The following is an 11,961-nucleotide window of genomic DNA, read 5'->3' as shown; positions in this document are numbered from 1 at the left end:
GATACCGCCGTTCACGCTCCACCCCGAGAGCTTCCCGGTGATCGTGCCCATCGCAGGGACACGCCGTGCGACACCACTCTCAAACACTCACTGAGTGGCGGACACCTCGACCTGGCCACGACCGACAATGCCCTCATTCTGCGGCTCATGGTGCCGGCGGATGACGACGTCGCCCGGCTCGAGGACGTGATCGGACGGCATCTGGTCCGGTTCGGTACCCGGGACGAACTGGTCGTCACCTGGCAGCGCAGCGACGGCACGCCGGGCACCGAACAGCGCAGGTCCGAAGACTGAGTTGGTAGGACTGTGCGATTCCTGTCCCTTAACTGTGCCGCACCTGCCGCATTTTCCATCATCAGATAAATGCAATCGCGCATCAGTATAAAGTCGGATCGATATGATTGCCTTACGCATAGCCAATAGCGAATATCGCTGCGGCAGTGGCGTTCAATAAGTTTTGGCGGTAGCTTTCTTTTATCAGCCGCATGGCCGCCGAACGCCCTTCTCATCTCAATGTGGAGGTCATTCTGTGAGTGCCGACAAAGAGATCGAAGCGTCCGATGCGACCCGGATCAGCCGTCGAAGCCTGCTAGTACTCCAGCAGGAGATCCGTTTTAGGGTTCGGTGAGGGCTTGCCGGTCGTAGTGACTGGCCTTGGCCGAATCTTGGTGCCTGCGCCGGAAGATGGACCAGGCGATGACGTCGCAGACGCGTCGTGCCGGTTCGAGGATCAGGGTGTGGAACAGTCGGCGTAGTTCGTTGACGGTGACCGCGATCAGCCCGTCCGGGCTTTCGGTGCTGAGCGTGGCAGCGACGGCGAGGAACGCATGAGCGGCGATGACCAGCGTGGTCCAACGGTGCCAAGCTTTCCAACGGCGGTGCTGATGCTGGTCGAGACCGAGGCCGGTTTTGGTGGCCTGGAACGATTGCTCGATGCTCCAGCGACGGCCGGCGACCGCGACGAGTTGTTGCAGGGCAACGGGTTCGGGTGACCAGCAGCGGTAGAAGGCCAGCTCGCTGGTGTTGCGGTTGCGGCGGACCAAAAGCCAGTGGTGGCCTTCGTGCTGGTCGACGGCCTGCGGCAGGGTGATGAAGGCCCAGTCGTAGTAACGAAATCCTTTCGCACCCTCGCCGGCGGAAAGCCGCTGCCACGCTTGCTTCGGCAGACCGGCGGCGAGCCGGTCGGCGCGCAAGACGCCGAGTCCGGTCGGGACATGGTGCGAGCACGCGACCGCCAGGACGTAGCCGAGCCGGTGCCCGCGAAGCGTAGCGGCCAGGCGTGGGTCGCCGCCGTAAGCTTCGTCGCCGGTGACCCACCGGCAGGGCAGTCCACCGGCCAGCGCGGTCTCGATCAGCCGGCGCGCCAGCTGTGGCTTGGTGGCGAAGCCGACGGTGTCGGGCACTGCTGCCTCGGCACGTCGTTGTGGGTCATCGGTCCAGGATTTCGGCAGGTAGAGGGCCACGTCGAGCAGGGTGTGCCCGGCCGGTGCCGCATAGGACAGGTGCACGGCGAGCTGGCAGTTCTCGATCTTCCCGGCGGTGCCGGAGTACTGCCGCTGGACCCCGACGGTGTGGACGCCTTTCTTCAGATCTCCGGTCTCATCGACCACCAGAACCCCGTCCGGATGCCCGAGCCGAGCCGCGACGAACCCGCGGATGTCAGCACGGACCAGCGCGTCGTCCCAAGACGCCCGGCCAATCAGGTCCTGCATGCCGCCGGGACCGTTGTCGCCGGCGTGTTCGGCGATCGTCCAGCAGTTCTTGACCGGCAGTGGCGCCAACAGCCCGGCCACGAAGTCTCGGACCCGCTGCCGCGGTTCCGGCCGGGCGAAGCGTGCCTCGATCGTGTCCATCAACGTCTCGAACAGCTCAGCCCATCGCTGGGCATCTACTCTGTAAGCGGCAGCCACCGCCGAATCTTGGGTCCACACAAACCTCGAGACTCAGCGGTGGCTGCTTGCCGTCCACGGACAAAACCACACCGTCACCGCAGCTCAGAACAGATCTCCTGCTGGAGTACTAGGTGTCGGCGCAGCTGTAGCACTGAGTGAGTGTTTGAGAAGTTCTTATGTGGATGGTGTGGTGTCGTGACGGTGGTTGGCGGGTCGGGCAAGGTGGCGCGGTGTCTTCGCGCCGTGCTACCCGTCTGATCCGAGTGACGCCCAGTGGGACCTGGTCAAGGACCTGCTGCCGGAGCCGAGCGCGGCCGGCCGGCCGGAGAAACACCCGCGGCGCGAGATCGTCAATGCGATCCTCTACCTGGTTCGCTCGGGCTGCCCGTGGCGGTATCTGCCCGCGGATCTGCCGCCGTGGCAGACGGTGTACTGGTACTTCACCCGATGGGAAGAAGCCGGTGTCACGGAGAAACTGCTTGCCGCGTTGCGAATCAAGGCCCTTATCGCGCAGGGCCGTGAGCCTGAGCCGTCGGTCGGGGTCCTGGACTCCCAGAGCGTCAAGGGCGCCGACACTGTCGGCAGAGACTCGCGTGGCTACGACGCGGGTAAAAAGATCAACGGCAGGAAGCGGTTCATCGTCACCGACACCGCCGGGCTGCTGATCACCGTCGCCGTGCTGGCCGCCTCGTGGCAGGACCGTGACGGCGGTAAGACCGCTCTACTAGGCGTGTATCTGAGCAGCCCGGTCCGGTACGTTTTCGCCGACTCCGGGTTCGCCGGTCGGTTCGTCGACTGGGCCCGCGACACCCTCAGAACCACCGTCGAGATCGTGCGTAAACCCGCCGACCAGCGAGGGTTCGCCGTGCAGCCGCGCCGGTGGGTCGTTGAAAGGACTTTGGCGTGGCTGACCGCCAACCGGCGGCTGGCCCGCGACTACGAACGCCAGCCTGAAGTCTCCGAGGCCATCATCCGCTGGGCCGCCATCGCCGGCATGGCCCGCCGGATCACCCGCGGACACCCCGCCCGCCGTCAGACCCGCCGCACCTTCACCTGGCCATGACCCCATCTCAAACACTCACTTAAGATCCGGACACCGCACTCCGCTCTCGCGGTGACTGACCGTAGTCGTTGGCGCCTTGCGACTGACTCGTGCAGACGCGCCGACGTCGATGGTTGCTGTGTACTGAGCCCTTTTCATCCTGCGTGGGCCGGGTTCTCGACGTGGTGCAGGACGAGGATGGCCTGCACGATCGGAGTCGCTCGGTGCGGGCTGCAGCGCAGCCTGGTCAGGACTTTCCCAACTTTGAGGGTGGCGTTGGCGCGTTCGCCGATGCCGCGGATGCGGGCGTGGGCGCGGTTGACCTTCTTCTCCCACGGGGTGAGTTTCGGCCGGTAGCGGTGACGTTTGAACGGGTTCCGGATACTGCCTCGGGCACCTTGGTACGCCTTGTCGGCGAAGGTCACCACCTTCCCCCTGGTCAGAGCGTCGATGACGGCGTGGGTGCGAGCCGCGGTCAGGTCGTGAACTCCGCCGGGCAGCGCGGGCGATGCCCAGATGAGCCGACCTACCGGATCCGCGATGACCTGCACGTTCACGCCGTGCCGGCGATGCTTTCCTGAGTAGTAGGGACCGCGTACCCGGCACTCGGCTCTTTCCTGCCGGAACCCCCGCCGCCGGAGTTCCGCCAGGACGCCGAGCGCATGGTGCCGCGGCTTGCGGAGGCGGGCATGACCGCTCCGGTGATGCGCGAGCGCGACGGGGAGCTGGGTGGATGACGGGTTCGCTCCGCAGGAAAGCGCCACCGCCCTCAGCGTGCTCTCCGTCCCGCCGTGGACCCCGATGGTGCGCTCGCCGAAGCTCCCGGCCAGCGCCTCCCAGAACCGTGGCCGGCAGCCGCCGAGCAGCTCGCCGGTACGGTGCGCGAGGGGCTCGCGATACTCCTCAGCGCCGGGGTCGGTCAGCGTGCCGAAGTAGCCGAAGATCACCGCGCGCATGGCCCACACACGGACGCGCCGGAGACCCCCCGTGGTGCGAGGGCCTCCGGCGAGGCGGTTCCGTGCGGTGGATCAGGATCCGCGAAGGATCAGGTTGCCGTTGTCCGCGGCGCCGCTCTGCAAGCCGCTTATTTCGCTGGCGCGTTTTGCGGCGCCGCATTCCCCGCGGCTTTATCCGCTGGCGTTTCGTTCAAACCCAAACCACGCAGGATGTTATCGCGGTTCGCGTTTCCGCGCAGCGCGGTCAAGGAATTCAAGCGGCCCAGCAAAGTCGTGGAAGATGCGGGGCATTTCAAGTCTTGAATCGCCGACAAGGTTTTCTCAAAACGTTGGATGCGGCTTTCAAGGTCCGTTCCACTCGGAAAGTTCGCATTCTTGAGCGCTACCTGCGCGTTCACCTGGGCTTGAGTGGGTGGGCAGCGACCGGGAACTTTCACCCCGGTAGGGCCCACGCGGTCGGCCGTCGCGTTCGGATTGCCCGGGCTGAAACCCAGCGCCGGCACCAAAGCGTTAATGTTACCGGAGCTGGCTCCGGCGTTCCCCGTCGCTCCACTCGCGGCCGCGTCACCGGATCCTGTGGCGGCGGCTTTATCCGCTGGCGTTTCGTTCAAACCCAAACCACGCAGGATGTTATCGCGGTTCGCGTTTCCGCGCAGCGCGGTCAAGGAATTCAAGCGGCCCAGCAAAGTCGTGGAAGATGCGGGGCATTTCAAGTCTTGAATCGCCGACAAGGTTTTCTCAAAACGTTGGATGCGGCTTTCAAGGTCCGTTCCACTCGGAAAGTTCGCATTCTTGAGCGCTACCTGCGCGTTCACCTGGGCTTGAGTGGGTGGGCAGCGACCGGGAACTTTCACCCCGGTAGGGCCCACGCGGTCGGCCGTCGCGTTCGGATTGCCCGGGCTGAAACCCAGCGCCGGCACCAAAGCGTTAATGTTACCGGAGCTGGCTCCGGCGTTGCCCTGTTCGGCGGCCTGGCTCATCCCCGTGCCGACCGCGAGCGCCGAGCCGAGCAGCGCTGCGGCGGCACCTCCAATCACCAGCTTGCGCGTCCGGCTGCTGATTCCGCGTCGATGCATGCACGGCTCCTCTTCGTCTCGGTACTGCTTGTGCCGAGATATACGAGCAATGATGTGGCAGCAGTTCATGACGCTGAGCAAGCGTTCCTTAAAGCTTCTTTAACGCGACTCCCGGGGCGTCCAGCCCCAGCATCGTCGCGCCCACGTCCGCGGGCACCCGGCCGCGGGTCAGCAGTGAGCCCACCACCATCACCGTGAACGCGAGCGGCACCGTCCACACGGCCGGCTGCGCGAGCAGCTCGGTCTGCCAGCCGGACAGCGTCGGCCCGAACACCGTGACCAGCACCGCGGTCATCGCGGCGCCGCCACCGGTCGGCACGTTCGAGGCCGCCCCGGTGTCCGTGAGCCCGCGCCACCAGATGCGTCGTGGTCTTACCGGCGCCGTTCGGGCCGACAGCACGATCAGGGCCCGCGCCTCAGCACGGGCCCGGAGGGTCCAATCTGTACTGAACCTTTCCAACCTGATCTTGCAGGTCAGTCCGGGTCGGCGGGGGTGCTGATCGATGCGGGCAAGGCTCCAGATAGGACAGCAAATCGACCAGAACCCGATGCCCCGACCGGGAGCCTCGCCATGCTGTCCTACCCGTCCACGATCTCGTTGTCCAGCCGGACCCTGAACCACCTCGCCGACCGCATCCGCGGCCATCGCCAGCAGCGCAAATCCCGATGGCGGCGACTGAACCCGGGCCGCCAGGCCCTGCTCGCCCTGGCCCACCTACGCAACGGCGACACTTACACCCGCCTCGCAGCGGGCTTCGAGATCGGCGTCACCACCGCCTGGCGCTACGTCCAAGAAGTGATCGCCCTGCTCAGCGCTGGCGCCGAGGACCTGGAAACCGCCATGCGGCGCATCCGCACCTTGGCCTACGCGATCCTGGACGGCACGCTGATCCCGATCGACCGGGTCGCCGACCAGAAGCCCTACTACTCCGGCAAACACAAGCGTCACGGCGTCAACGTGCAGGTCATCGCCGATGCCGTCGGCCGGCTGGTGTGGGCCTCACCAGCGCTGCCCGGCGCGACTCACGACCTGACCGCTGCCCGCGCTCACGGCGTCATCGAGGCGCTGACCAGCGCCGACGTGATGACCTTCGCCGATAAGGGCTACCAGGATGCCCGCGGTAGCGTGCGCACCCCGTTCAAGCGGCTTCCGGCCGAAGCTGTCACGCCGTCAGAAGGCAGTCAACCGGGCGCACGCGAAGATCCGCGCCCGCGGTGAGCGCGCGATCGCCACGCTCAAGACCTGGAAGATCCTAGCCAAACTGCGCTGCTGCCCACGGCGCGCGACCGCGATCGTGCAGGCCATCCTCGTCCTGCACCACGTCGAGGCCAACCGCTACACAGGATGAAAATGGCTCACTGAATAGGATTCCGGTATCACTCCAACGATCATCCATCGTGACGTCCGCTCATCGGCTACTCGGGAAGGTCGGGGCGCCTGGTAGTACTACTTTCCGTTATCCGGGGAGCTTGTCTCGCCGCGCCATCTTGCACAATTCATGCGCTCGCGGCGGCTGTGGCCGACCTTCAAGCCGTTGTAGACAGACGCAAAGAGTGCCGTCAGTGAGGCAACGTAGGTCAACGATGGTCCAGCGGCCTACCCAAGGCGGTCACGGCAAAGTCGGCAGCGACGCCGAACGTCTCGCCTCGACAGGGGCAGGAACACTCAGCGCGAGCGGACGTACCGCGGCAGCCCCAAGCTAGGCGAGCCGCGATCAGGATCAGGCGATCCGCGAGTGCGCCCACAACAACGGTCACGAGGTGTCGGAGCACGGGCGCAGTCCCGCCTCGATCATCGCGGCGTTGCACGCCAAGAGCTGACACGGAATCCCTCTCGGGCCAGAAGCCAAGGCCGGATACGTCAAGCGCAGTCTTCGCCGCCGCACTCAGGTGTGGCGGCGCCAAAGCATCGACCATCACGAGCTGCGGCCGGGCGACAAGAGCAGCCGCCCGGCCGGGTGCAAGCCGACGCGAGGCTGGAACCCGCGGGATCTGTGGGTGATCTCCCCGCCCGGCGCGCATCCGGCGCTGGTCCGCGAGGAAACGTTCCCGCGGGCCCAGCAGATCAGCGCACTCGCGGTGCCGGACGACGCGAACCTCGACCGGTACCAGCTGACCGGTCTGGTGATCTGCGGACTCTGTGGCCGGCGAGCAGAAGGCCACTGAGCGCACGGCCGGGCTCGGTACCGAGGCCGGCACGGTCGCACGAGCGCGAGCGACGTCCACCTCGAGCATCCGAAGACGCTGTCGTGCGGCAGGACCGGCTGATCGAGCAGGCCACGATCCAACTGGTCCGTCTGATCGACTCTGATGCTGCCAGCATCACCGTGACCGAACTCGCCCGTCAGCTACGCGAGCGGGGTATCACGATCGTCTGCACACCGGTGGCCATCACCCTCGACACCGGAGCCGCGGAACCAGAATCCGAGCCGACCCCGACGGAACAACCCAGCGGTCAGTTCGTGCTGCCGATCCCGCAGCCGCGGCGGGCAGCGAAGAGCCCCCACCAAAACCATCCAGCAAACGTGAATGACTTTGGTGTGGGTTAACGTGTCCGGGCGGTTCCTCCAAGCGTGCCCAGCGAAATCGGCGAATCTCTCATCGTGCCGCTCATCCGGCGCGGTTAGGCGAAGTCCAGCGATACAGCGAGTGCAGGGACGTAAGAGACTGGGTGCCGGGGAAGGACAGCGATTGCTCGCCTACATGTGTCCTGACCCGAAGCGGCTGTGCCACCGCATCGATAGCCCGCCATAGCCGACGCCCAGCGCCAGGGCCTCATGCTCCTCGTAGCGCAACAGCGAACGATCCGAGAGGACCGTGCCGGTGCCCAGATCGACGGCTCGGACCTGATTGGAACCGCCGCCCGCGGCGGACAGCGCCAGCACCGACCGGCCCGCCACCTAGCGATCTCAATGGGTTACGGCGACCGGCGCCGAATCGTCTATAGGCGCGTCCGTGTAGCTCGAGACGTTTCAACCGAGGACCAACAAAAGCCGCAGGCATCCAAGGCCTGGCAGCTCTCACGGGCTCGCAACCTGATCGAGCCAGCCGGCGGAGAGATCGTCGCGGAGTTCTTCGACCCGCGTGGCGCGTCTGCCACGAGCCGTGCGGGCCGGACGGATTCAGCCGGACGGCCGTGGCCGGCAGCGGGCGCAGCGCCCGAGGGGGCCGGCCGGTTGGAACGACGGTACGGTCGGACGCTTTCCACAGCGGGACCGGCCCCCGCCGGGATGACGGGTGTAGCGTCCGAGCGAGTCACTCCCCATCCATCGGAGTCCCGGATGTCCGCGAGCCTGCTGACCATCATGGCCGACCGCCTCGACGCCGCTCCCGGGGCGCCCCTCTACACGTTTCTCGATCGCCACGGGAAGGAGATCGACGCGGTCGACTGCCAGGAGGTCGTGCGGCGGGCGGCCGGCATCGCCGATTTCCTGCAGGCGGCGGGGGTCGCGCCCGGCGATCGCGTGCTGCTCATCTTCCCGCCCGATGGTCTGGAGTTCGTCGCGAGCTTCTTCGGGTGCATGCTCCTCGGCGCGATCGCGGTCCCGGTGGCCAGCCCCGACCCGCGGCACCTCGATCGGGAGCTGCCCAAGCTCCGGCACATCGCTGAGGACAGCGGCGCACGCGTCGCCCTCACGCATGCGAAATACCGCGCGCTTTCTGCGCTGGCGTCGGTACGCGAGGGCGTGGCGGGCCGTTGGCGCGGCCGCGAGACGTCGAGCTGGCCCGAACTCGCCTGGCTGCTGTCCAATCGCGTCAAACGCGCCGATCCGGAGGCGGCCGCGGCCCGGCTGGCCCGCGCGGCCGCCCGGTTCGGCCCAGACGACGTCGTGTACCTGCAGTACACCTCCGGCTCGACGTCGGAGCCCAGGGGCGTCGTCGTGCGGCACCGGAATCTGACGCACAATCTCGAGCTGATCGCGCGCAACACCCGGGTCGACAGCGAGTCGGTGCTCGTCGGCTGGGTGCCGTTGTTCCACGACATGGGGCTGGCCGGCGGGATCCTCAACGCCATGTATACCGGGGCGCGCTGCATCGCCTTCTCCTCGATGACCTTCCTGGCCGCCCCGCGTCTCTGGCTCGAGGCGATCGATCGCTACCGCGGCACGCACATCGCTGGGCCGAACTTCGGCTATGACTACGTGTTGCGCGGTCTGCGCGACGGCGACTCGTTCGACCTCTCGTCGGTCCGCGCCACCTTGCAGGGCGGTGAGCCGATGCTGGTCGCCACGATGGACCGCTTCGAAGCCGCGTTCAGCCGGATGGGCTTCGACCCGGCGTCGTTCGGCAATGTCTACGGCATGGCCGAGGCCGTGCTGTTCGTCTGCGGTCGGGTCGGCCGGAAGCCGACGTTGCTCCACGGGGATCGGGCCCTGCTGGATCGTGACGGCGTGATCGTCGCGCCGGCTCCGGGCGCACCCGCGTTGACGCTCGTGGGCAGCGGCGTGCCTGACGCGGAGTGGGGTGTTTCGGTGATCGCCGTCGACCCCGTGACCCGGCGGCCGCGGCCACCCTACGCCGTCGGTGAGCTGTGGATCTCCAGTCCCAGCGTGTCGAGCGGTTACTGGGGACGGACCGAGCAGGAGAACGCGGCCGTCTTCGCCGCGCGCCCGGCGACCGGGAACGACCCGGACGACGGGCGGCGTTTCCTGCGTACCGGTGATCTCGGGGTGATCGGCGACGACGGCGAGGTGTTCCTCTGCGGCCGCCTCAAGGACCTCATCATCGTCGGCGGCCGCAACATTCATCCGCAGGATCTGGAAGCGGCGGTGGTGGCGGCCGATCCGATCCTGCGGCCGGGCAACGCGGTCGCCTTCGGAGTGCGGGTCGACGGCGTCGAGCGGGTCGTGGTGGCGGCCGAGCTGCGCAAGAAGGTCCTGCGGACCAGGGATCCGATCCCGCTGGACCGCGCGGCCTCGGCGATCCGGGCCGCGGTGACCTCGCACTGCGGGGTGCAGTGTCATGAGGTCCTGCTGATGAGGCCGGACAGCATTCCGAAGACGACCAGCGGAAAGGTGCGGCGCACACAAAGCAGGCACCAGTGGACGGTCGGCTCGCTGCATTCGTCGGCGATCTCGGGACAACACAGGCCGACGCGGAAGACGATGCCCCGGGCCGGCCCGGGCGGCGAGCCGGAGTACGTGCTCCGGCTGCTGCAGACCGAAGTCGCGGAGGTGCTGCAACTGATCGACCCGAACGACGTATCGGTGGATCGGCCGCTCCTCGACATCGGCCTCGATTCGCTCGGGTTGATCGATCTGGCCCAGCGCGTCGAGAATCGGACCGGAGCGCGGATCCCGCCGGCAAGCTTCGGCAACGACTCGACCCTGCGGGCGATGGCGATCTCGCTGGTACAGCACTTCGAGTCGGCGCCCCCCGAGCCGGGCGAGACTCCGCACACCGGTGACGTCCCGTTCAGCGCCGGGCAGCGGCACGCTTTGGAGCTGGGGCAATGGGACGGGTCGACCCGTACGGTCATCCTCGACGTCCATCGGCGGCTCACCCCGGACCGCCTCCGTCGAGCCGCGTCCGCGCTGGTGGCCCGGCACGAGGCGCTGCGCCTGCGGTTGCGTCGGGACGACGGCCGATTCGCCCAGCGCTACGGCGACATCGAGGGCAGTTTCGCCGTCGAATCGGTCACGGTGGACCGGCCCGACGCGCTCCCGCCGCTCCTCAGCGAGCAGCACCGCCGCGTCAACGTCGAGCACGGCCCGCTGATGCGCCTCCTTCTGATCGCGACCGGTTCCAGGCAACGCCTGTTCATCGCGGTCAACCACCTCGTCATGGACAGGGTCACGCTGCGCATCCTCCTGGATGACCTGGACCAGCTCTGCGGGTTGGACGAACACGGCGAAGCCCTGCACCTGGCCCGCACATCGGCGCGCTTCGAGGCGTTCTCCAGCTGGATGAACAACTTCGCCCGACAGGGCGCGAAGGGAGATCTGGAGTTTTGGCTTAATCAGCTCGCAGTGCCACCACCGGCTACCTACGCCCCGCTGGCGCATCCCGGCGTGCAGACGGAGGACCTGGCCACCGCCCGCCAGAGCCTGCCGCCGGACGAGACGCGCGAGCTCTGCAACGTACGGATGACCGGGCCGGACGCTGGCCGCGCACCGCTCGCCACCACCCTGCTCACGGCGCTGGTGCGGACCGCTCAGCGCCAATGGAGCTGCGGGCGTCTCGTGGTCGAGCTCTCCGCCTCGGGGAGACAGACAGCGGTGCACGGCCTCGATCTCTCGCGGACGGTCGGCGATCTGCACTGCACCTTCCCGCTGGCCTTCGAGGACAGCCGGTCCCAGAGCCCCGCCGAGACGCTGACCGCGGTAGGCAAACGGCTTGCCGGTGTCCCGTCCGCCGGTCTGTCGTTCGACAGTCTCAAGTATCTGAACAATGATTCGGACCTGCGAGAGAGCATCCGCCAGGCCCCGGCTCCGACGCTCTGGTTCAACTTCCAGGGCGAAATGCCGACGCGGAGCCGCAGCGGCCTCTTCTCTCTGAGTGCGGCCGCCATCGGTGACCTGTGGGACTCCGGGACCGGCGTGCGGCAACCGCCGCTCTACGTCGAATGCGCGGTCGTCGGCGGCACGACCCGCATCGTCTGGGCATACTCACCCCGGCGACTGTGGTGGACCGGAGTGGAGATCGATCAGTGGATGACCCGGTTCCGAAATGAGCTCTACCACCTGGTTTGAAAGGGCACGGACATCCCGGTCCGTCAGACGTCGCGTTAGGCGGCGAACTCGTCGAGCAGGCTTCGGGGCCTTGTCGTCGAAGGTGAGATTCAGGCAGCCGGCCGTTCGACCTCGTCCTGCGCCCTCAACGCCTTCTCGATCACCCTCGGCGACCGGTTCCCAGCCGCCGAAACCTCATAACCGAAGACGCCGGAAACACCGTTAGCGAGGCTCTGGCGCTCTTTCGGTGGTGACCGTGGGTGATCTCAGTTGAGGAGGATCCGGTGGCGGAGGAGGGTGAATCCGGCTCGGCCATGCATCTGG

8 protein-coding genes and 3 pseudogenes are annotated in these 11,961 nt (G+C 67.1%); 6 read left to right on the top strand and 5 right to left on the bottom strand.

All coding sequences use genetic code 11. From position 1 onward, the window contains the following. Positions 1-294: DUF2218 domain-containing protein (locus ACIA5C_RS48450; protein WP_396068141.1), on the top strand; the 294-nt coding region annotated here is incomplete at its 5' end. Positions 295-614: 320 nt separating this feature from the next. Here ACIA5C_RS48450 and ACIA5C_RS48445 read toward each other — a convergent pair. After that, on the bottom strand, positions 615-1,853 hold the full coding sequence (locus ACIA5C_RS48445; protein WP_396068143.1) for an IS701 family transposase: 1,239 nt from the start codon (positions 1,851-1,853) through the stop codon (positions 615-617). Positions 1,854-2,097: 244 nt separating this feature from the next. On the opposite strand from ACIA5C_RS48445, the gene ACIA5C_RS48440 reads away from it, so the two are divergent. Beyond that, the gene (locus ACIA5C_RS48440; RefSeq protein WP_396068139.1) at positions 2,098-2,955 is read left to right on the top strand and encodes an IS5 family transposase; all 858 of its coding nucleotides are present in this window, start codon (positions 2,098-2,100) and stop codon (positions 2,953-2,955) included. Between the two features lie 134 nt (positions 2,956-3,089). On the opposite strand, the pseudogene ACIA5C_RS48435 reads toward ACIA5C_RS48440, so the two are convergent. The 3 genes and pseudogenes from ACIA5C_RS48435 to ACIA5C_RS48425 form a co-directional block, all read right to left on the bottom strand. Further along, positions 3,090-3,524, bottom strand: a pseudogene (locus tag ACIA5C_RS48435) (transposase family protein); the annotation flags it as partial. 494 nt (positions 3,525-4,018) lie between these two features. After that, complete coding sequence (locus ACIA5C_RS48430) at positions 4,019-4,966, bottom strand: hypothetical protein (protein WP_396068137.1); 948 nt, start codon at positions 4,964-4,966, stop codon at positions 4,019-4,021. Between the two features lie 88 nt (positions 4,967-5,054). Beyond that, positions 5,055-5,330: pseudogene (locus ACIA5C_RS48425) on the bottom strand (cation acetate symporter); the annotation flags it as partial. A gap of 270 nt (positions 5,331-5,600) precedes the next feature. Between ACIA5C_RS48425 and ACIA5C_RS48420 the strand changes: the two are divergent. From ACIA5C_RS48420 to ACIA5C_RS48410, 3 genes and pseudogenes are all read left to right on the top strand, one after another. Further along, a pseudogene (locus tag ACIA5C_RS48420) lies at positions 5,601-6,315 on the top strand (transposase family protein). A 541-nt stretch (positions 6,316-6,856) separates the two neighbouring features. Further along, complete coding sequence (locus ACIA5C_RS48415; RefSeq protein WP_396068135.1) at positions 6,857-7,132, top strand: hypothetical protein; 276 nt, start codon at positions 6,857-6,859, stop codon at positions 7,130-7,132. A gap of 83 nt (positions 7,133-7,215) precedes the next feature. Beyond that, positions 7,216-7,515: a hypothetical protein gene (locus ACIA5C_RS48410; protein WP_396068133.1), complete on the top strand. Its 300-nt coding sequence runs from the start codon at positions 7,216-7,218 to the stop codon at positions 7,513-7,515. A gap of 150 nt (positions 7,516-7,665) precedes the next feature. Here the strand turns inward: ACIA5C_RS48410 and ACIA5C_RS48405 are convergent, their stop codons facing one another. After that, positions 7,666-7,851, bottom strand: a complete 186-nt coding sequence (locus ACIA5C_RS48405) for a hypothetical protein (protein WP_396068131.1) — start codon at positions 7,849-7,851, stop codon at positions 7,666-7,668. 396 nt (positions 7,852-8,247) lie between these two features. Here ACIA5C_RS48405 and ACIA5C_RS48400 point away from each other — a divergent pair, with 396 nt between their 5' ends. Then, the gene (locus ACIA5C_RS48400; protein WP_396068129.1) at positions 8,248-11,658 is read left to right on the top strand and encodes an AMP-binding protein; all 3,411 of its coding nucleotides are present in this window, start codon (positions 8,248-8,250) and stop codon (positions 11,656-11,658) included. Positions 11,659-11,961 lie beyond the last annotated feature (303 nt).

It is taken from the genome of Actinoplanes sp. NPDC051343, assembly GCF_044455125.1.
Classification (GTDB): domain Bacteria; phylum Actinomycetota; class Actinomycetes; order Mycobacteriales; family Micromonosporaceae; genus Actinoplanes.
Note: the sequence above shows the minus strand (reverse complement) of the source record. Positions and strands in the feature narration are given on the sequence as shown.

Excerpts from the sequence above, each read along its gene's own strand:
- ACIA5C_RS48445 (WP_396068143.1), bottom strand. The coding sequence starts at position 1,853 with ATGGACACGATCGAGGCACGCTTCGCCCGGCCGGAACCGCGGCAGCGG.
- ACIA5C_RS48430 (WP_396068137.1), bottom strand. The coding sequence starts at position 4,966 with ATGCATCGACGCGGAATCAGCAGCCGGACGCGCAAGCTGGTGATTGGA.
- ACIA5C_RS48400 (WP_396068129.1), top strand. The coding sequence starts at position 8,248 with ATGTCCGCGAGCCTGCTGACCATCATGGCCGACCGCCTCGACGCCGCT.